The organism is Paraburkholderia sp. EG304 (genome assembly GCF_046543485.1).
GTDB lineage: Bacteria > Pseudomonadota > Gammaproteobacteria > Burkholderiales > Burkholderiaceae > Paraburkholderia > Paraburkholderia youngii.
On sequence record NZ_JBKGUA010000047.1, the window covers coordinates 15,507 to 32,364 of the forward strand.

The window sequence follows — 16,858 nt, forward strand, 5'->3', positions numbered from 1 at the left end:
AATAGAGGGGTTTCTCCTCAGTATTCCCACTACGGTTAAAGAGGACGAGAAGTGACCAAGAGAATTTTCGTCGTCGAGGAGCCCGAATTGTCTGCGCTTCAGCCGCATCCGATCGGCGCATTCTGCCCCTCTACGCAGACCGTCTCGGTTCGCGACGAGATCCTGACCCCGATCGTCGTGGACGACCACTGGCGCATCATCGACGGACGCGCTCGCAGGGACGAGGCCGTGCGCCTGGGCAAGGCGTGTCCCGCGCGCCACTTCGACCCGCACACTGACGGGCCGCTGACGCTGTTTGTCGCGCGTCAGGCCCGGCAACGGCTGACCGTTGCGCAAGCTCCGATCGTCGCCGCATGGCTCGCCGGACTCGCCGAGCGCAAACCCGCCTGGCTCGAACACTACGACCGCCTTTTCCTCCAGGAGCCGGGCGCGCGCGACCGCATTCTCGCCGCGCTCGGGGTCAAGCTGCGCACCTTCCAGCGCGCCGCGGGCATCCGCTACGAGCGCTTGCAGCACGCGGTATTCGATAACCGCATCTCTGCAAAAAACGCCTTCGACCTCGCGAAGGTCGAGGACCGTGCCACGCGCGAGCGCATCGTGAAAATGCACCGCGACTTGCACAAGGTCGAGATCGCAGTAGCGCTTGCGGAGCAGGAGAACAGGCAGCGGCAGATGCCGGAACTTGTTCACCTGAGCGGCACGTTCGTCCTCCCGGGTGATGACGACATGGAGGAGAAAGACCGTGAATGAACCGATGACCCTGCGCCTGACACTCGACACGCAAGCGCTCATGAAGGCGATGGAGACGTTTGCGCGTCATGTCCATGTCGGCGCACGCGGCAGGATTGCGCAGCTCGTGACCGCTGCGTGTGACGCGTACGACGACGAGCACGAAATGCGCTCGCGCAACCTGATGACGGTTCGCGGGCTGCCGTGCGACTACAGCGACTAACGCACGAAGGTGAACGCAATGCCACGCTCACGGACGGTTAAAGGCGGGTTCTTTCGCTCGCCCGATATCCAGCACACGCCGGTCGCGTGCCGCCTGCTTTTTATCTCGCTCTGGACGCAGGCCGATCGTGAAGGACGCCTCGAAGATTTGCCGTGGAAAATTCGGGACGAGGCGTTTCCTTACGATCAGGACATCACCGAACAGGACGTCGACGAGATGCTGGATATGCTCAATCTGCGCGACCTGATCCGCCGCTACGTTGTCGATGAGCAACCGCTGATCTTCATTACGAAGTGGCGCACACATCAGCACCCGCACCCGAAGGAAACGGAAAGCAAGCTGCCCGCGCCGCCCGAGTCGCCCGCAAAGGCCCGCCAGTCAAGGGCGCAACTTATGGGTGCGGGCGAGTTCGTACCCGGTAAGGACCCGGTTCTTACCCAGATGCGAACCGACCGGGCACGTACTTCTAATACTTCTGTTTCTTCTAAGCCTTCTAATACCTCTGGTACTTCTATTCCTTCTGGTACTTCTGGTACTTCTGGTACTTCTGGTACTTCCGGGATTTCCGGCGCCGGCCGGTTGCGCCTTCGGCGCTTGTCGAGTTCGTCCGAAAAAACGACGAACGTCGACGCGAAAGTGATCGCGGAAATCTTCGCGTACTGGCAAAAGACGATGAACTCGCCACGTTCAAAGCTCGACGCGAAGCGTACGAAGGCGATCTCGATCGCGCTCACGAATGGCTATACCGCGCGCGAAGTGTGCACGGCTATCCGTGGGTGCAGCCTGACGCCGCACAACATGGGCGATAACGACCGGGGCGAGAAGTTCAACGACCTCACGCTGATACTGCGCGACGCGGCCCATGTCGACCGCTTTATCGCGAACGATGCGAACCCGCCGCAGCACGGGTCGCGCACGTTAAGCGCCGAGGACCGCAGGCGCGAGCTTAGCGAGGCGAACGGTAAGGCATGGCTCGCAATGCACGGCCAGGCCGCTGAGAGCGACGCTACTGGCGACCCGAATGCCATCGACATGGAGCCGTAAGCGATGACGCCTGCCGACCGTCCGCAATTCGCCGCGATCCTCGCCCGCGCCTTCCGTACGACCCGTACGCCCATGCCAGATGCAGAAGTGCTCGACGTCTGGTGGGCGAAGCTCGCGCCGTTCCCGCTCGACGCCGTAGCAAACGCGTTTTCGAGGCACCTGGACGAAAGCGAGCACGCACCGGCTCCGGCTTCGATCCTTCGCCGCCTGCCGCGCGAGAAGGACGGCAGACCGCTCGCCGATGAAGCGTGGGCGATAGCACTGGAAGCGCGCCACGAGCGCGAAACGGTCGTCTGGACGGACGAAACCGCGCAGGCATGGCACGCGGTACGCGATCTCGTTGTCACCGACGAAATCGGCGCACGCCTGGCGTTTCGGGCTGCGTACACGCGCCTCGTTGACGATGCCGAGGCGCGCGGCGTTCCGGCGCGTTGGCGCGTATCGCTCGGGCACGATCACGAGCGACGCGTCGAGGTCGTCGACGCAGCCGTGCGCGTCGGTCGTCTCTCGCTCGCTGATGCCCGCGTCGCCGTCCCCGCGCTGCCTGCGCCCGATGCGGCCGACACTGCGCCGAGTGCTGACGCGCTACGCCATCGCGCGCAACTGCGCGACCTGATCGGCAGTATCGCCGCCGCGCACGAGATGCGTGCGCAGCAGCGCGAAGATGCTGCCGCGCGTGCGAGCGATGCGACGAACGAGCGCAAGCGCGAGATCGCACAGCAGGCCGAACGTTACGCCGTTACGCATCGCACGCGCGAACCGGGCGACGACGACGAGCCCATGCAGGGAGAGCTGCCATGAGCGAACCGGCGCAAGGCGAGCTATGCGCAGCGCACGGCTGTCCGATGATCGCGGCGATTGGCGTCGCGGGGCGCTTCTGGTGCTGCTGCCACTGGCACGAGCCCGTCGGCGCGTTCGATGCGATTACCGCCGTCCTTCACCGGCAGAAGCCGCTCGTCGATGCGGCGCTGCTCGCGCGCCGCTCGTATGCGGACTACCTCGCTATCCGCTCGACTGAGGACGCGCTTATCGAGCGTACGCATGCAGTCGGTCAGCAGTACGCGCTCAAACCCACTCGCGGTGCACGCGGTGGCGTCATCGGTCCCACGACTGAGCCGGCGCACCACTACGCGAGCGCCGAAGCCGATAACCCCTGAGGCATGACATGCGAGTTGAATTCGTGATCCATGGCGAACCTGCGAGCAAGGCAAATTCTCGCTCGATCGTCGCGCGCAGTTACCGGGACGCGACCGGCAAGGTGCGCACTCGCCCGATGTCGATCAAGTCGGACAAGGCGGGCGACTATGAGCGCGCTGCGCTGCTACAGGTGCCGCCCGCTGCGCGCGTCGAACTCACGGGACCCGTGCGCGTGACGATGCGGATTTTCTACGCGACCGAAAGGCCCGACCTCGACGAGAGCGTGATTCTCGACGCGCTGCAATCGCGGTATCGAACCGTCAGGCGCAAGGGGCGCGACGTTCGCGAGTGCTTGCGCAAAGGCGTTTTCGCGAACGATCGGCAAGTAAGGCAGAAGTTTATTTTTCACGGCATCGACCGCGCGAATCCTCGCGCAGAGATCATCGTCGAGACGTTGCAGGCGCAGCAGATCGCGCTCGCGCTTGAACCGGACTTCGACCCATTTTCGGAATGTGCATGAACGCGCAACAGCTTAACCGCCAGAGCATCGCCATGCGTCACCACCTCCAGCACGAGAACGATCGCCTGCGCGAAGCATTGCGCCTGATCGTGGAGATGAGCGAGAACACGACGAGCGCAATGTCGCTCGGTGATATCGCCCGCATTGCACGCCTTGCGCTCGTCACGACGCACGTACCGCCGAATCCGTCGCTCGCGACGGGCGAGCACAGCGGGAACGCGCCGGCCCGGCACGTGGAGGACGCGAGCACACGAGCCATCGATGCCGGTGGCCCGGATGCACGAGCGTTGTGGGAAACGATCTCTGGGGGTGCAAACCGCACTGGCGAACGCTACCGCCGGATCTTCGCGCATGGATCGGTCGCGCGTACCGGCAAGGCATGGATTGCGACATTCACCCCTCTGCGAGCTACCTGCGCGCGCATCGCGCGGCGCTGCGTTGGGCGCACGAATTCGCCAACGACCGACAGGACTAACGGCACCCATTGAAAGAAATTTTGACATTCGACAAATGTTGCCTAACATCCCCGTTAATCAGGACGCTCGCTTGCTGTCCCTGAGATTCCGAAGCCCGCGCAACGCGGGCTTTTTCATTCCCGACCTCTCCCGGATTTCCTCACCATGCGCGACTTCTACGCGGGCACCGCTACGGCCCTGCGGGATGCGCTACGCCATGCTGTCGATCGTGGCGGAGCGTGCTCGCTTGGCGTGCTGCATCAGGGCGTACCCGGTGCCGCCATCCTGACGGGCGACGAAGCGACAGCGCAGGCCGGGCGCATCCGCCGCCAGCTTGACCGCCTCGCGCCCGTTCCCCGCGCGCTGATCGTCGTCGCCCACGCGCCGCGCGATCTCGCCTGCAACTGCCGCGCGCCGTGCTGCGCGGGGCGCTATCCGAATCCCGAGTGGCGCGAAGCGCTCGACGTGGTACTCGCGCACAGCGCGCCACTGCTCGTCGGCCACGCGTCGAACATCCGCCTGCGTACCGTGCTGGTGGCGAACCTGCTGACGCGTACGCACGAGACGGCCGTCAGCGTCGCGCAGCGCTGCGGCGTTCATCGCCAGACCGTCGCGGAGCACGCCGCGATCCTCGAAGCGGCACTCATGGGCAACCGGCAGCGCGCCGGGGAACTCGACGCAGCGTTCGGACGCATCGACGCGCTACTGCGCGAGGCCGGGATCGTCATCGAGCCCGAAAACGAAGCTGCTGCCCGCGTCGCCTGACGCTCTACCGGTACCCCCGCCATGTCCACGACCATCGAACGCGCCGCGAGCGGCGAGATTGCCTGGCCTGACGACGCCGTCTGGCCGATCGGACGCATCCGCGAATCGTCGCGCAATCCGCGCACGCACTCCGACGAGCAGATCGAGCAGATCGCGGAGTCGATGCGCCGCTTCGGCTGGACTTTTCCCGTACTCGTCGACGAGTCGGGCGAGCTGATCGCCGGACACGGACGCTATCGCGCGGCGCTCCTGATCGGCTTGACTGACGCGCGCGTGATGGTCGCGCGTGGATGGAGCGACGCGAAGATTCGCGCCTATCGCATTCTCGACAACAAGCTCGCGCTCAACGGTGGCTGGGACTCCGCGCTACTGAGCGAGGAACTCGCCGCGCTCGCCAACGATTCATTTCCGATCGAGGTACTCGGCTTTTCCGATGCGGACATGGCGCGTCTGCTCGACGATACGGACCGCCTCGCGCTCGAACATGCCGCGCAGTCCGCGAGCCAGTCCGATCCGACCGACTGGCGGAACTCGTCGCCCACGAACGGTGCGAGCGCACCGGCACCAGCTAACGGCATATCGCCCGTGTATCCCGAAGGCGCGACGCTGCACGCCACTGCAGAGGCGCAGGCCGAAGCGGTGAACGCGACGGCCTCGCCCGGCGCATTGCTCGCGGTGTTTTCGTGCATGGTGACAATCGCGGATCGCCCGGCGCTGCTCGACGCGATCAATCGCGCCAAATCGCGCGGAGCGCCCGACACAGGCGCGGCGCTCGTGCTGATCGCTCGCGAGTGGTTGCAGGCGGACTGAGATGCGCAAGCAGAGCCTGAGCCACGAAGATTTTCTGAAGCTTCGCGCCGCCGCGCAGTCGATCCCGCAGGACGCGCTCGAACTGAAGATCGACCAGGCAATCGACGTGATTCGCGACGCGTGCCGGGGCCACCAGGCGGCTTTCGCGTGGTCGGGCGGGAAGGACTCGCAGGCGCTGCGCTTCGTCGCGGAGCGCGCGGGTGTGGTCGACTGCGTGCTCGGTATCTGCGATCTCGAATTCCCGGCTTTCCTTCGGTGGGTGACGGACCACATGCCGGAACACCTTCACGTCATCAACACCGGGCTCGATCTCGACTGGCTCGCCGCGCACGAATCGATGCTGTTCCCTCAGGACGCGCAAACGGCCTCAGGCTGGTTTCATCGCATCCAGCACCGTGCGCAGCAGGACTTCTGCCGCGAGCGCGACGTCGACGCGCTGCTGCTCGGCCGTCGCCGCGAAGATGGAAATTTCACGGGACGCGCGGGCGGCATCACGTACGAAAAGCGCGGCGTGACGTACATCGCGCCGCTGGCGGGCTGGTCGCACGAGGACGTATTCGCCGTTATCGACCGCTACAGCCTCCCGTTGCCGCCGTTCTATGGCTGGCCGCGCGGCTTTCGGACCGGCACGCACTGCTGGCCGGCGCGCCAGTGGTGCGAGAGCGAGGCGCACGGCTGGCGCGAGGTTCACGCAATCGATCCCGACATCGCGCCGTGGGCAGCGCAGCGCCTGACGAGCGCGCGCCGGTTTATGGCGAGTCTCTGATGTGCGGTCTGTGGGGCTACGTCGGGCGCAGGGACGAAGCGCACGCGGACGTGATTCGCGAGGTTCTGAAGCTCGCGAGCCGGCGCGGTCCTGACGCGTTCGGTGTCTGGTGCGATGGTGCGCTCTGGCGAGGCGCTGGTCGCGCATCGTTCGAGATGGTCGACATTCACGCCGCCGTGATGCTCGGCCACGCGCGACTCGCGACCGTACTCGGCACGAAGCGGCCCGAACACGGTCAGCCGGTTCAATGCGCCGATATCGTGCTCGCGCATAACGGCAGCGTCTGGAACTCGCGCGAACTGCCCGAAGCGGCGAACGTCACGACCGGATGCGATAGCGAACTGCTCGCCGCGTGTCTCGCCGCTGAGTCCGGCGCGCTCCCCGATCGTCTCGCGCGCGCACGCTCGCGCGTCGATCTCGGCGAACACTTCGCGCTCGCCGCGTATCAGGTCGCGAGCGGTGTGCTACTCGCCGCGCGCGGGCAAAGTCTCTACATGCTGGAGGACGTTTCGGGCCTGTACTGGTGCAGTGTCCGTCCCGACGAACACTGGACGGCGGTAACTCGTCCCGCGTTTCATTCCCTGTTGCGAGGATCAGAAAAATGAGTGAATCCGGCGAATCGCACGCACCCGTGAATGCGTTTTCTGCCTACGCATGGCAGCATGGCGCACTCTCGGATGCGTTCAGCGCGTGGACCGATGACGTGTCGGCAGGCGCACCCGGTACAACGCATTTCGGCTACGTGCATGACGGTGCAGTACGTCTCGAAAGCGACGGGCGCGCGTGGACCGTTCACGCGGGGCAGTACTTCTGCGTGCCGGGCCGCTTCGCGCTGCGCGCGCGTAACAGCCGCGGCGTACTCATGGAGCACGGAGGCTGGCGCGGACTGTTCATGATCGGCGGGCCGGTCGAGCACAAAGGACGACTGCGATATATCGACCGGTGCAGCGATACCACGCTGATCCAGCCGGTACGGCGTGGCGATCCCTGTCTGAACCTGCTGTACTTTCCGCCCGGCGTCGTACAGACCGCGCACACGCATCCATCGGACCGCCTCGGCCTGGTGCTATCCGGACACGGGACGTGCATCGCGCGCAATGGCGACGACGACGAGCGCATCGCGCTCGAACCCGGGATGATCTTCTGCATTCACGCCGAAGGCCGGCATTACTTCTCGACCGATCGCGGCGATGAACTGCGCGTACTCGCGTATCACCCGGACTCGGACTGCGGACCGACCGACGACGATCACGCGATGATTAACCGGACCATTGTCGACGGCGTATCAGCGCGTAACCTCGCCTCGATCCGCACCCGCGACGATGCGACGCTGGAACGCTCATGAAAGCGAAGCCCCGCAAGACACGCGACCGCCGCTTTGTCGACGAGAGCGTTTATGACGCGGCGCTCGAACGCATGCGCCACCTGTACGCGCGATTTGATCGCGTGGTGGTTTCGTTTTCGGGCGGAAAGGATTCGACCGTTGTCCTTCAGCTCGCGCTCGACGTTGCGCGCGAGCTTGGCCGTCTGCCACTCGAAGCGCACTTCTACGACGAGGAGTGCATTTCGCCCGATACCGAGGCCTATGTCGAGCGCGTCTGCGCGTGGCCCGATATTGCGCTCACGTGGTGGTGCGTGCCGATCAAGCATCGCAATGCGTGCTCGCGGCAACAGCCGTACTGGTACTGCTGGAATCCCGACGAGCGCGAAAAGTGGGTCCGTCCGCTGCCCGCTGCCGGTGTCGTCTCGATGCCTGGATTCATCAAGGGAATGATGATTCCCGACTGCTCGCAACTGCCGTTTCTCGGTAGCGCGCAGACGGTCGCCATGCTGCGCGGTATCCGTACGCAGGAATCGCTTCGACGTCTGCGCATGACGACCATGACGCAGGTCGATAACTACATTCATCAAAGTCCGAACTCGCGCAACCTCTGGCTGTGCGATCCGATCTATGACTGGACTTTCGAGGATGTATGGGTCGCGCCGTCGCGCTTTGGCTGGGACTACAACCGGCAATATGACCGCTTCGAAGCAATGGGACTGAACCACATGCAGCAGCGCGTCTGTCCGCCCTTTGGCGAGGAGCCGCTAGGACTGTTGCACACGTGGGCGATCTGCTACCCCGAACTGTGGCACCGCATGATCGCGCGCGTACCCGGCGCGGCAACCGCTGCGCGCTATGCACTCACGGACCTCTACGGCCACCACCTGAAAGCGCCGCCCGATGGGCTCACGTGGCGCGCGTGGACATGGCGCGTGCTCGATCTCTATGGCCAGCCGTGGCGCTCGCGCGTTGCGCTCTCGCTGCGTACCGCCATCGGCGAGCACCAGCGCAAGACGATGCGCCCAATCTCGGAATCAGAGCCGGACCCGTTTAGCGGCGTCTGCTGGCGCGTACTCGCGCAGATGGCGCTCAAGGGGGATTTCAAGAATCGCAAGATTGGCTCGCTCGTGCAGCAGGCGCACAAGACGCAAGACCGTTTGGGCCTCACGCTCGATGAAGTCATCGCACTGGAGCAGGACAATGACGGCACGCGCTACTAAGGCGAAAGCGACGCTACCGACACCCGACGAGATACAGGCGGCGATCGATCGCGCGCCAGTCTCGCGCGTGCAGTGGATTCACCGCGACCGCATTACTGCGAACACCTACAACCCGAATCGCGTTGCACCGCCCGAACTCGAACTGCTGATTCTCTCGATCCTCGAGGACGGTTTTACGCAACCGCTCGTGGTTCGCGCGAGCGCCGAAGGCGAGCCCGGTGAATTCGTGGTCGTGGACGGCTTTCATCGCTGGCACGTTTCCGACGAACCGCGCCTCGTCGCGCGCTATGGCGGCTTCGTCCCCGTCGTGCTGATCGAAGCCGATCCGGTCCATCGCATGATGTCCACGATTCGCCATAACCGCGCGCGCGGCACGCACGCGGTTATCCCGATGGCTGATATCGTGCGAACGATCATCGAGGCAGGTGTGAGCACCGACGAGGCCGGGCGCAGGCTCGGCATGGAAGCTGAGGAGATCGACCGGCTGACCGATCGCTCGGGCATGCCGCGACGCATTGGCGAGCGCGCAGCGAGCAACGAATTCGGACACGCCTGGGTGCCGGAATGAGCAGCGCGCCGCTCGATATCTCGCTGCGCTCGAACGTCGATGCGGTCGCGCGTCAGTTAGACGATCTCGCGTATCGGCAACTTTCCGCATCGAGACCCCGCTGATGCACATGACCAAGGCGAACAGCATCGATCTGGCGCTCGCGCTGCCCGGTGCCTACGACGCGCTCGCCTACAGCCACACGTGCTATGCCGGAAAGTTTCCTCCGTGCGGTGAATGCCATGCCTGCGTGCCGCGGGCGCATGGCTTTGATGAGGCGGGAGTCGAAGACCCCCTGATCGCGAGGGCGCAGGCATGATCGCGGTCATTCCGTGCGGCGGCTCCAAGCTGCGATATGCCGCACGTGCCGTGAATCTTTACACGGGGACGTATTTCCGCGCGAACCGGGCCTATGCGCTGTCACTCGTCCCCATCAACCGGCTGTTCATCCTCTCGGCGCGGCACGGTCTGATCCCGTCTGACCGGTGGCTCGAACCCTACGAACAGACGTTCAACCGGCCGGGACACGTGGAGCGGTCGCGTTTGCGCGAACAGGTGCGGGAGCTTGGGCTGAAACAGGAGGAAGCCATCATACTCGGCGGCAGGCTGTACCACGATGCGATCCGTGGGCTGTTTGCACGCGAGCGCTTTGTTGTAGATCAGATCATTCCGCGTCTGCCCGGCGCGGGAATCGGGTATCAGATACAGTGGCTCAAGGCGCACAGGGGGCAGTTGCCATGACCGCGTCAGAGCGCATCATCGAATGGCTGCGCGAGGCCGGTGTGTCGTTCAAGGCGAACGACAGTATCTCGGCGTACCTGGTGGCCGGCGAAGTCGATTCGATTCAGGACGAAGCCGAAATGCATGTGCGGGCGCTGCTCGAATCGTTCGTGATCGAGCCGGACACAACACCATCGACATCGCGCATCGCGTCGCGAAAATGTACGTGCGCGAGGTGTTCGCCGGTCGCTATGAGCCACGCCCGAACCTGACCGATTTCCCCAACGTGCGCCGGCTCGATGAGCTGTACACGGTCGGACCGATCAGCGTGCGCTCGATGTGCTCGCATCACCTGTGCAGCGTCACGGGTCACGCGTGGATCGGTGTCATACCCGGTGAGCGCGTGATCGGCCTGTCCAAGTTTAACCGCATCACCGAATGGGTGATGGCACGCCCACAGATTCAGGAGAAGCAGTCATGCAGCTTGCCGATGAGATCGAAACATTGATCATGCCACAGGGACTCGGCGTGGTGATCCGCGCCACGCACTCCTGTATGACTGCGCGCGGTGTGCGCGAACACGACACTACCATGACGACCAGTGTCATGCGCGGGCTGCTGCGTGAGAAGCCGGACCCGCGCGACGAATTCATGCGTCTCGTGCGCGGACAGGAGTTCTGACGATGATCCGAGTGACGCGATATCACGATATTTCCTGCGGTCACCGCGTGGTGGGCCACGAGGGCAAGTGCGCCAACCTGCACGGCCACAACTACCGCGTCCACTTCACGTGCGAAGCCGCGGCAGTCGATGCACTGGGGCGTGTAATCGATTTCAGCGTAATCAAGCAACGGTTGTGCATGTGGCTGGAAGACCAGTGGGATCATCGCATGCTGATGTGGGCCGACGATCTGCTCCATGTTTACCTGCGGGAGATCGATAGAACCGTCGTTAAGGTGCCGTTCAATCCTACCGCCGAGAACATGGCCGAATACCTCGTTACCGTGGTGGGTCCGGAGGCGCTGGAAGGGACGGGCGTGCGGCTCGTTGAAGTCACCGTGGAGGAGACGCGCAAGTGCAGCGCAACCTACAGCTTGTGAGCACGGAGTCGGCCGCGTATCCCGTCAACGAGACGTTTGAATCGTTGCAGGGCGAAGGCAGCTTTACCGGCACGCCCGCCGTATTGATCCGCCTGCAAGGCTGCGATGTGGGCTGTCCGTGGTGCGACACCAAGCAAACATGGCGGCGCGACATGGACGACATGGTGAGCATCGATGTGATCAGCGCCAAGACCGACACACCGGTTCAGACGTGGGCGTGGTTCGATCTGCCGACGCTCGGGCGCATCGTGGGCAGCGCGAACGCGCGTCACGTGGTGATCAGCGGCGGCGAACCGTGCGCGTTCGATCTGCGGCCACTGATTGCGCTGCTCCAAGCACAGGCATGTCGGGTGCAGGTCGAAACCTCAGGCACCTATGAGCCACAGATCACGCCCACCACATTTCTGACGGTCAGCCCGAAGTTCAATATGCCGGGTGGGCGGCTAGTGCTACCCGATGCGCTGATGCGCGCCGATGAATTGAAGTATCCGGTCGGCAAGCCGAGCGATATCGAGCGGGTGCTATACCGGCTCGAACCGATCCACCGCGAGAAGGGCACACCGATCTGGCTACAGCCGTTGAGCCAGTCAAGCACGGCGACCGCGCTGTGTATCGCGGCGGCGCAACGCTACGACTGGAGGGTTTCGTTACAGACGCACCGCTTCATCGGCATCCGTTAGAGGGCTGCGGCCGTGCTCGGGATTTCATTCAAGGCGAAGGTGGACGCGGTATCGCTGAAGCTCGACAACCTTGCGCGCCGGCAGCTTCCGTTCGCCGAATCGCGCACGGTGACCGAACTGGCGAAGCTCGCGGCACAGGCGGAAAAGAAGACAATTCCCGAGGTGTTCGAATCACCGACGCCATTCACGGTCAACTCCGTGGCGGTTCAGGGTGCGAAGCGGGGTTTGCCGATTGCGCGCGTCTATGTGCGCGCCGCGGCGGCGCAATACCTCGCGCCGTATGAGTACGGCGGCGTTCAGTTTCTCGGCCAGAAGCCCGCTGATCTCGTCCCGGTCGGTGCAGCGGTCAACCAGTACGGCAATTTGCCGCGTGGACTGATCCGCAGGTATCTCAACCGGCCCGACGTCTTTATCGGCGCGGTGCGGACCAAGGGCGGCGAACTCTACGGCGTCTGGCAGCGCGCCGCGACGTCGCAGCCGGGAAAGATCCGACGCGCACCCAGGGGACTCGCGCCGAACACGACTGGCAAGCTCAAGCTGCTGGTCGCGTTCCATGCGCCGGTCGAGACGAAAAAGCGCCTGGAGTTCAGCGCGCGCGGGCAGTCTGTTGTGCTCGCGAACTTCGACCGCGTGTTCGGCAGGGAGCTTGGGAAGGCGATAGCGACCGCACGCTGATGCGCGGCGCTCGCCCGGCTACGGCACGCTCTCAGCGCGGCGTGACCGTCAGTTTCAGGGCCAGATGTTCCAGAGCTTCCATCAATTGCGCGAGCAGGGGATTCTCGAACTGCACGAGCGCGGGATACGGGAACGTCGCGTTCGCTTCGGGATCGAGTTCTGTTAGCGGAATGCGAAGATCACGAGCGTGGTCAAAAACTACGCTCGCTGCTGTGACCGCGTCGCCAGCATCGAGCGCGAGATTGATCAGCGCAGCCCTGCCTTCGAGTGTTTCGGGCGTATGGCTGAAAGTGTCAATGATTGCGGCTGCCATCTCATCGTGGGTAAGGTCGTTATTCATTGTGTGTTCCTGGGTGGCGACCTACATGGTATCGGCAGGGGCACCAAAAACTTGAGACTTCTCGCGAGCGCGCGGCTGTGGGCGTGCAATTGACGAAGGCGACAGCGACTGACCCACACACTAAAAGAGGTCGCGCCGCCGTCAGTTGCCGCGAGTGTAGGGCACGATATCTAACTGATAGTGGTTGCGATCCAATCGGGCTTCAAACAGGTCGACCCTTGAGGGGCGTTGCCTCAGTAGATCGACGGCGCGGTCACGATCCTCCTGCAGCATCTTGTATCCAAAGATTACCCCGCTGAGCAATTCAGGCGGGTAATCGCGAAGGCGCTGAGGGTTCTCTCCGAGGTGTGCATCAACGTAGCGCCACTCGTGTTCGTACTCCCAGCGTTTGTACTTCGTTAGGAATATTTTTTCGAACTGCCTTTCATTGTCCGAATCGTCGAAGAATTCGACTGCGGGATAGTTTTCGCTGTATGTCACAGGCTCGACTCCTGCGAGGAAGCCGTCAGTTCGAAACTTGAGACACATACCGGTATGTCTGTCGCCATAGTGATAGAACATCACGGGATCGTTTGGCCGTTCCGACAGGCAAAGAACGCCAATGCTCTGGATAGCGCCTGTGAGTGCGAGGTCAGCATCCATTTCGAAGTTAGCGTCGACGTCTTGCCTTGTTTGCGAATATTCCACTATCAGGTTTCTGAGTTCATCGCCTTCTGCGTGTGGATGATCGCGTTTGACCATGCGACAGATCGTGACCCGGCGGAACCGCTCGCGTGCCTCGGGCGTGCCTCCGGTGAATCTGAATTTGGGCTTGCAATCCATCGGGTCGTTGAACGTTGATGGCGCGGCGAGCCACAACTGTGGCGTCGTAAGAAGCGCATCAAGTTGCCGTTGTTTTTCCTGCCGTCGCTCTTCCAGCGTGTCTGCCGGTGGGCGCAGCGGGGTGTACTTGTACAGATATTCCGGGGCGGGAGCTTTTCGCCGCGCCTGGTAAATTGGCTTCGTTTTGCGCTTGGCGCGCTGCCTCTGTCTCATTGATCCACCTTCTCGGCATGAATGGCGGGTGACGTCGGATCGATAGTAGCACCGCGAAGCGGTCATACCGCACTCGAGGGGCGGGTCCTTCCCCGCCTCCTGCAGACGCGGGCAATTGCGCGTCGCGTTTTTTCTCTAGCTCCAACGTCTGAAAGGTCTGTGCATTCCCTGCTGTGGAGACGTCATGCCCGACGACACGATATCGATCCGCGAGTTCGCGCGACGTGAGGGAGTGTCGGACACGCTCGTACACCAGGCGCTGAAAAAGGGAAAGCTCTCGCGCGAGCCAGACGGGCGGATGAATCCCGCGCTCGTCGGCTCCGGCTGGCACAAGGAGGAGTCGAGCGCAAAGCGCTTTGCAGAGGCTGCAAAGAATGACGAAGAACTCGCGACGGGCGCCGGCCCGGTGCGTGGCGTGTCCTATGGCGAGGCGCTGAGACTGAAAGAGAACTGGCTGGCGCTGCTGCGCCGGCTCGATTACGAGCACAAGGCGGGCTCACTCGTCGAGGTCGCGACCGCGCAGCGCGTCGTGTTCGATCTGTGCCGCGAGCAGCGCGACGCGTGGCTCGCATTCCCGTCGAAGGTTGCGCCGTTCCTCGCGGTTGAGTTCGGTATTGCAGACCTCGAACGGCTGACCGCTTCCCTGGCTGCCCATGTCCACAATCAGCTTGCCGATCTCGGAGAGCCCCACGCGCGCTTCGACGGCGAACAGCTATGAACAGATCGCGCAGGCCGGTCGCCGCGGTTGGACGCCGCCGCCGCGCCTGTCGCTGCCCGATTGGGCCGATCGTTACAGGAAGCTCGCGCGAGCCGCAGGCAGTCTGACGGGACAGTGGCGTACGACGACCGTCGAGATCGCGCGCGGGCCGATGCTGGCCGTTACCGAGCCCGGGGTCCATACGATCACGGTGATGGTCTGCACGCAGCTTCTGAAAACCGCGCTGCTCGAAAACATCTTCGGCTACCTCGCGCAGCTTGACCCGTGCCCGATCCTGCTCCTTCAGCCGAAGGACGAAGCGGCCGAGCAGTTCAGCAAGGAACGACTCTCACCGCTCATTCGGGCGACGCCAGTACTGCGCGAACTGATCGGACCGCTGCGCACACGCATCGCGAGCGACACGCTGCTCTTCAAGGCATTCCCGGGCGGGTTCCTCGCGCTCGCGGGTGCGGGTAGCCCCGATAACCTCGCGCGCCGCCCGATCCGCGTGGTGCTCGCGGACGAGATCGACAAGTACCCGGTAACGCGCGAGGGCGATCCGATCACGCTCGCGGAGGAGCGCACGGCGACGTTTGCCGAGTGGCTGAGCGTACGCGCGTGCTCGCCGACGATCTCGGAGGAAAGCCGCATCGAGGACAGCTACCTCGCGTCCGACCAGCGCCGCGCGTCGGTCGAGTGTCCGCACTGCGGGCACCGCATGTTTCCGGACTTTTTTAAACACGTCGAGTGGGACAAGACGCGCAGCGAGACGGGCGCGATCTCGGCGCACGAGACCGATACCGCGCGCCTGTACTGCGAAGCGTGCGGCACGGCGTGGTCCGAAGCGGACCGGTTGAAAGCGCTCCAATCCGTACGCTGGCACCAGACAAGACCGTTCGTCTGCTGCGGCGGGCGGCATGTCCCGCTCGACGACTACGAACGCGCGTGGCGCGAGCACGACGGCGCGGGCGCAGTCGAGACAGTGTGGGACTGGTGGGAGGACGTCGCGAACCGGCGCTATGCGGTATGGCGCGCGAAGTGCCCGAAGTGCGGCGAGTGGCGCGTCGATAACCGTCACGCCGGCTTTCAGGCGTCGAAGCTTTTCAGCCCGTGGACGCGCGACCGTCCGCCCGCGATCGCTGAGAAGTGGATCGCCGCGCAGGGCGACGAGGAAAAGCTGCAAGCCTGGTGGAATACGCAGATGGGGCTCCCCTATCGGGCGCATACCGGCCGGCGCGTGCAGAACGAGCTACTAGCCGCGCGTGGGGAGGTATGGGCCGCAGAAGTCCCCGATGGCGTCGCCGTGCTCACGGTCGGCGTTGACGTGCAGGACTACCGCGTTGAGCTCGAAGTCGTCGGCTGGGGACGCAATGAGGAATCGTGGTCGATCGAGTATCAGGTTATCGAAGGCGAGTTCTCTGACGCGACCACGCAGGCGGCAGTCGACGAGTACTTGCGGCGCACGTGGTCGCGCGCTGATGGTCGACCATTCGAGATCATGGCCGCGTGTATCGACTCAGGCGGGCACCACACACAAAGCGTCTATGAGTTCTCGAAGGCCCGCATTGGCCGGCGAATCTGGGCGATCAAGGGCGAGAGCGCGCGCGGTGGCGAGCGTAACCCCGTCTGGCCCGCGAAGCGCCCGACCTCGCGCTCGAAAAAGACGTATCGGCCCATGATTCTCGGCGTGAACGCGGCGAAGGACACGATTCGCCTGCGTCTGCTCCTCGAAGCGGCGGGACCGGGTTACATGCACTTTCCCGCTGATCGCGACATTGGTTACTACGCGCAACTGACCGCCGAGCGGATCGTCGTGAAAGAGATGGGCGGCAAGCGCTATCGCGTCTGGGAGTTGCCACGCGGGCGCGCGAATGAGGCGCTCGACTGTCGCGTCTATGCCTATGGGGCGCTGTGCGGACTGCTGCACTTCGGCCTGCAACTGAACCGTCGCGCGGACGCGGTAAGCGCGCCGCTCGCGCCCGTTGAACTCGCAGAACTACCCGCTATTGCAAACGTACCGGCAGCGCGACCCGCGCCGCCCCGATCGTTCATCAACCGACTGGCGTAACTC

The 16,858-nt window shown here is 63.9% G+C and carries 26 protein-coding genes; 24 read left to right on the forward strand and 2 right to left on the reverse strand.

Annotated features, from left to right (window positions below):
- Positions 1-87: 87 nt before the first annotated feature.
- The 22 genes from ACLFKU_RS34215 (at position 88) to ACLFKU_RS34320 (ending at position 12,715) form a co-directional block, all read left to right on the forward strand.
- Positions 88-750, forward strand: coding sequence for a hypothetical protein (locus tag ACLFKU_RS34215; protein WP_410852078.1), 663 nt, complete (start codon positions 88-90; stop codon positions 748-750).
- Positions 743-952: a hypothetical protein gene (locus tag ACLFKU_RS34220; protein ID WP_410852079.1), complete on the forward strand. Its 210-nt coding sequence runs from the start codon at positions 743-745 to the stop codon at positions 950-952. Before ACLFKU_RS34215 ends, ACLFKU_RS34220 begins: the two co-directional genes overlap by 8 nt.
- An 18-nt stretch (positions 953-970) precedes the next feature.
- The gene (locus tag ACLFKU_RS34225) at positions 971-1,996 is read left to right on the forward strand and encodes a hypothetical protein (RefSeq protein WP_410852080.1); all 1,026 of its coding nucleotides are present in this window, start codon (positions 971-973) and stop codon (positions 1,994-1,996) included.
- Between the two features lie 3 nt (positions 1,997-1,999).
- Positions 2,000-2,797: a hypothetical protein gene (locus ACLFKU_RS34230; protein WP_410852081.1), complete on the forward strand. Its 798-nt coding sequence runs from the start codon at positions 2,000-2,002 to the stop codon at positions 2,795-2,797.
- Positions 2,794-3,153, forward strand: coding sequence for a hypothetical protein (locus tag ACLFKU_RS34235; RefSeq protein WP_410852082.1), 360 nt, complete (start codon positions 2,794-2,796; stop codon positions 3,151-3,153). The genes ACLFKU_RS34230 and ACLFKU_RS34235 overlap by 4 nt, the downstream gene beginning before the upstream one ends.
- 8 nt (positions 3,154-3,161) lie before the next feature.
- Positions 3,162-3,653 carry a hypothetical protein gene (locus ACLFKU_RS34240; protein ID WP_410852083.1) on the forward strand — a complete coding sequence of 164 codons (492 nt, stop codon included), beginning with the start codon at positions 3,162-3,164 and terminating at the stop codon, positions 3,651-3,653.
- Positions 3,650-4,141 (forward strand): hypothetical protein, encoded by a 492-nt coding sequence (locus tag ACLFKU_RS34245; RefSeq protein ID WP_410852084.1) that lies wholly within the window; start codon positions 3,650-3,652, stop codon positions 4,139-4,141. The genes ACLFKU_RS34240 and ACLFKU_RS34245 overlap by 4 nt, the downstream gene beginning before the upstream one ends.
- Before the next feature lie 132 nt (positions 4,142-4,273).
- Entirely contained in the window at positions 4,274-4,873 is a 600-nt protein-coding gene (locus tag ACLFKU_RS34250; protein WP_410852085.1) for a hypothetical protein, read from the forward strand.
- 21 nt (positions 4,874-4,894) lie between these two features.
- Positions 4,895-5,683, forward strand: coding sequence for a ParB/Srx family N-terminal domain-containing protein (locus ACLFKU_RS34255; protein ID WP_410852086.1), 789 nt, complete (start codon positions 4,895-4,897; stop codon positions 5,681-5,683).
- Position 5,684: 1 nt separating this feature from the next.
- Positions 5,685-6,449, forward strand: coding sequence for a phosphoadenosine phosphosulfate reductase family protein (locus ACLFKU_RS34260; protein ID WP_410852087.1), 765 nt, complete (start codon positions 5,685-5,687; stop codon positions 6,447-6,449).
- Positions 6,449-7,054 carry a class II glutamine amidotransferase gene (locus ACLFKU_RS34265; RefSeq protein ID WP_410852088.1) on the forward strand — a complete coding sequence of 202 codons (606 nt, stop codon included), beginning with the start codon at positions 6,449-6,451 and terminating at the stop codon, positions 7,052-7,054. The genes ACLFKU_RS34260 and ACLFKU_RS34265 overlap by 1 nt, the downstream gene beginning before the upstream one ends.
- Entirely contained in the window at positions 7,051-7,794 is a 744-nt protein-coding gene (locus ACLFKU_RS34270; protein WP_410852089.1) for a cupin domain-containing protein, read from the forward strand. The genes ACLFKU_RS34265 and ACLFKU_RS34270 overlap by 4 nt, the downstream gene beginning before the upstream one ends.
- The gene (locus ACLFKU_RS34275; protein WP_410852090.1) at positions 7,791-8,993 is read left to right on the forward strand and encodes a phosphoadenosine phosphosulfate reductase family protein; all 1,203 of its coding nucleotides are present in this window, start codon (positions 7,791-7,793) and stop codon (positions 8,991-8,993) included. Before ACLFKU_RS34270 ends, ACLFKU_RS34275 begins: the two co-directional genes overlap by 4 nt.
- Positions 8,974-9,561 (forward strand): ParB N-terminal domain-containing protein, encoded by a 588-nt coding sequence (locus ACLFKU_RS34280; RefSeq protein WP_410852091.1) that lies wholly within the window; start codon positions 8,974-8,976, stop codon positions 9,559-9,561. The genes ACLFKU_RS34275 and ACLFKU_RS34280 overlap by 20 nt, the downstream gene beginning before the upstream one ends.
- Positions 9,509-9,859 (forward strand): 7-cyano-7-deazaguanine synthase, encoded by a 351-nt coding sequence (locus ACLFKU_RS34285; RefSeq protein ID WP_410852092.1) that lies wholly within the window; start codon positions 9,509-9,511, stop codon positions 9,857-9,859. Before ACLFKU_RS34280 ends, ACLFKU_RS34285 begins: the two co-directional genes overlap by 53 nt.
- Positions 9,856-10,281: a DUF6884 domain-containing protein gene (locus ACLFKU_RS34290; RefSeq protein ID WP_410852093.1), complete on the forward strand. Its 426-nt coding sequence runs from the start codon at positions 9,856-9,858 to the stop codon at positions 10,279-10,281. Before ACLFKU_RS34285 ends, ACLFKU_RS34290 begins: the two co-directional genes overlap by 4 nt.
- The gene (locus tag ACLFKU_RS34295; protein WP_410852094.1) at positions 10,278-10,532 is read left to right on the forward strand and encodes a hypothetical protein; all 255 of its coding nucleotides are present in this window, start codon (positions 10,278-10,280) and stop codon (positions 10,530-10,532) included. The genes ACLFKU_RS34290 and ACLFKU_RS34295 overlap by 4 nt, the downstream gene beginning before the upstream one ends.
- Complete coding sequence (locus ACLFKU_RS34300; RefSeq protein WP_410852095.1) at positions 10,481-10,768, forward strand: GTP cyclohydrolase I; 288 nt, start codon at positions 10,481-10,483, stop codon at positions 10,766-10,768. Before ACLFKU_RS34295 ends, ACLFKU_RS34300 begins: the two co-directional genes overlap by 52 nt.
- Positions 10,738-10,941, forward strand: coding sequence for a GTP cyclohydrolase I (locus ACLFKU_RS34305; RefSeq protein ID WP_410852096.1), 204 nt, complete (start codon positions 10,738-10,740; stop codon positions 10,939-10,941). Before ACLFKU_RS34300 ends, ACLFKU_RS34305 begins: the two co-directional genes overlap by 31 nt.
- 2 nt (positions 10,942-10,943) lie before the next feature.
- Complete coding sequence (locus tag ACLFKU_RS34310) at positions 10,944-11,360, forward strand: 6-pyruvoyl trahydropterin synthase family protein (protein WP_410852097.1); 417 nt, start codon at positions 10,944-10,946, stop codon at positions 11,358-11,360.
- On the forward strand, positions 11,357-12,040 hold the full coding sequence (gene queE / locus ACLFKU_RS34315; RefSeq protein WP_410852129.1) for a 7-carboxy-7-deazaguanine synthase QueE: 684 nt from the start codon (positions 11,357-11,359) through the stop codon (positions 12,038-12,040). The genes ACLFKU_RS34310 and queE overlap by 4 nt, the downstream gene beginning before the upstream one ends.
- A 12-nt stretch (positions 12,041-12,052) precedes the next feature.
- Complete coding sequence (locus ACLFKU_RS34320) at positions 12,053-12,715, forward strand: hypothetical protein (RefSeq protein WP_410852098.1); 663 nt, start codon at positions 12,053-12,055, stop codon at positions 12,713-12,715.
- Between the two features lie 31 nt (positions 12,716-12,746).
- Here ACLFKU_RS34320 and ACLFKU_RS34325 read toward each other — a convergent pair whose 3' ends face one another.
- Positions 12,747-13,055 carry a hypothetical protein gene (locus ACLFKU_RS34325; RefSeq protein ID WP_410852099.1) on the reverse strand — a complete coding sequence of 103 codons (309 nt, stop codon included), beginning with the start codon at positions 13,053-13,055 and terminating at the stop codon, positions 12,747-12,749.
- A gap of 141 nt (positions 13,056-13,196) precedes the next feature.
- On the reverse strand, positions 13,197-14,090 hold the full coding sequence (locus ACLFKU_RS34330; protein ID WP_410852100.1) for a DUF2971 domain-containing protein: 894 nt from the start codon (positions 14,088-14,090) through the stop codon (positions 13,197-13,199).
- A gap of 184 nt (positions 14,091-14,274) precedes the next feature.
- Between ACLFKU_RS34330 and ACLFKU_RS34335 the strand changes: the two genes are divergently transcribed.
- Both ACLFKU_RS34335 and ACLFKU_RS34340 read left to right on the forward strand, forming a co-directional pair.
- Positions 14,275-14,808 (forward strand): hypothetical protein, encoded by a 534-nt coding sequence (locus tag ACLFKU_RS34335; RefSeq protein WP_410852101.1) that lies wholly within the window; start codon positions 14,275-14,277, stop codon positions 14,806-14,808.
- On the forward strand, positions 14,744-16,855 hold the full coding sequence (locus ACLFKU_RS34340) for a phage terminase large subunit family protein (RefSeq protein ID WP_410852102.1): 2,112 nt from the start codon (positions 14,744-14,746) through the stop codon (positions 16,853-16,855). Before ACLFKU_RS34335 ends, ACLFKU_RS34340 begins: the two co-directional genes overlap by 65 nt.
- The last annotated feature ends 3 nt before the right edge of the window (positions 16,856-16,858 follow it).